2 protein-coding genes are annotated in these 1,271 nt (G+C 73.3%); both read right to left on the bottom strand.

Annotation, left to right across the window (positions count from 1 at the left end):
* Positions 1–73: 73 nt before the first annotated feature.
* Complete coding sequence (locus K6I34_RS37115) at positions 74–517, bottom strand: hypothetical protein (protein WP_229332414.1); 444 nt, start codon at positions 515–517, stop codon at positions 74–76.
* Positions 518–729: 212 nt separating this feature from the next.
* Positions 730–1,271, bottom strand: a 542-nt coding sequence (eda, locus tag K6I34_RS37120) for a bifunctional 4-hydroxy-2-oxoglutarate aldolase/2-dehydro-3-deoxy-phosphogluconate aldolase (protein ID WP_229332415.1), incomplete at its 5' end; no start/stop codon positions are given.

Here is a 1,271-nt window from a genome sequence, read left to right on the forward strand (position 1 = left end):
GGGTGGGCACAAACGGGCCCACCGGCCGCAACCGACCACCACGGGGGTCCGGGGCGCAGCCCCGGAAGGCCCGTCACTGCTCAGCCGCACGCAGTGCCATGGCCTGGTCGAGGGCCGCCAGCGCAGCGACCCGCTGCCGCTCCCGTTCCTCGATGTCCTGGGCGCTCTCACCGGTCGCCGCGACGCGCGGGCACGACGGGCACTGCCATCGGTCGGGCGCGCCCATCGGCGGCGGGATCATGGCGATGTCGCAGTGGGGGCACTGCACGACTACTCCTTCCACATGGCCGCACGACGCGCAGACCCAGACGGGCCCCTCCGCGTCGTGCTGCCGCCACGCGGTCCGAAGACAGCGCGGGCATCCGGTGGTGACGATCCCGGCGCGGCTCATGACGGGCGGCTCCGGGGTGGTGTCCGCGTACTCGATGATCCGCGCCCTGATCCGGGCGTCCGTGGTGTTGGCCATCCTGAGCAGGTGTGCGACTCGCGAGCGGGCCTCGTCAACGAAATCGTTCATGGCGAGCAGCAGGCTACGCGGAAGGAGTGCGGGTCAGGGGCCGAAATGCGGATGCGGGGCGGCGGCTTGGAGATCGTGGACGTTCACCGATGCAGGTACGGCGGGGGGTGTGGCGTTCGATGGCGTTCCATGGCGCGTTGCGGGGTTGACCCTTTCGGACGACACCACATCGGTGGGCAGGGATGACCGCTGTGTGACGCCCGGGCACCCCGTCACGGACGCAGGGCCGCCGCAGCGCGCGCGAGTGCGGTCACCCGTGTCCAGTCCCGGCGCGCGATCGCGTCGGCGGGCAGCATCCACGTGCCGCCCACGCACCCCACGTTGGGCAGGGCGAGGTAGGCGGGGGCGGAATCGGGGCCGATGCCGCCCGTCGGGCAGAAGCGGGCCGACGGCAGGGGTCCGGCGAGGGACTTCAGGAAGGCCACGCCGCCCGACGCCTCCGCGGGGAAGAACTTCATCTCGCGCACTCCGCGCTCCAGGAGCGTCATGACCTCCGACGCGGTGGACACCCCTGGCAGGAACGGCACGCCCGTGCCGCGCGCCGTCTTCAGCAGCCGCTCGGTCCACCCGGGGCTCACCAGGAACCGGGCCCCGGCTTCGACGGCCGCCGTCGCCTGATCGGGCGTCAGCACGCTGCCCGCGCCCACGACTGCCTCGGGCACCTCCGCCGCGACGGCCCGTATCGCCTCCAGCGCACCGGCCGTACGCAACGTCACCTCGACCGAGGCCAGCCCGCCCGCGACCAGCGCCCGCG

Origin of the sequence: Streptomyces sp. UNOC14_S4 (assembly GCF_020740835.1) — a bacterium.
In the GTDB taxonomy this organism is placed as follows: domain Bacteria; phylum Actinomycetota; class Actinomycetes; order Streptomycetales; family Streptomycetaceae; genus Streptomyces.

What these genes read in the sequence shown, in the direction of transcription:
- K6I34_RS37115 (WP_229332414.1), bottom strand. Translation starts at nt 517, where the DNA reads ATGAACGATTTCGTTGACGAGGCCCGCTCGCGAGTCGCACACCTGCTC.